The sequence below is a fragment of the Pseudomonas sp. PS02302 genome (assembly GCF_029959585.1).
In the GTDB taxonomy this organism is placed as follows: Bacteria; Pseudomonadota; Gammaproteobacteria; order Pseudomonadales; family Pseudomonadaceae; genus Chryseomonas; species Chryseomonas aestiva.
Genome location: NZ_JASCON010000187.1, coordinates 1 through 315 on the forward strand (window position 1 = coordinate 1; position 315 = coordinate 315).

At 70.2% G+C, this 315-nt stretch carries 1 protein-coding gene; it reads left to right on the forward strand.

What is annotated here, in order from left to right; translation table 11 throughout:
- Positions 1-315, forward strand: a 315-nt coding sequence (locus QMX82_RS25720) for a pyridoxal-phosphate dependent enzyme (RefSeq protein WP_282288815.1), incomplete at both ends; no start/stop codon positions are given.

The following is a 315-nucleotide window of genomic DNA, read 5'->3' on the forward strand; positions in this document are numbered from 1 at the left end:
CCTATACCAAGCTGGCCAGTCTCTCGGCCAGCGAGAAGGCCCGTGGGGTGATCACCGCCAGCGCCGGCAACCATGCCCAGGGCCTGTCCCTGGCGGCCCGCGAGTTGGGCGTGCGAGCGATCATCGTCATGCCGCGCACCACGCCGGAGCTCAAGGTCATCGGCGTGCAGTCCCGTGGCGGTGAGGTAGTGCTGCACGGCGACGCCTTTCCCGAGGCCCTGGCCGAGGCGCTGCGCCTGGTCGAGGAGCAGGGCTACACCTTCGTGCCGCCCTATGACGATCCGGACGTCATCGCCGGCCAGGGCACCGTGGCCA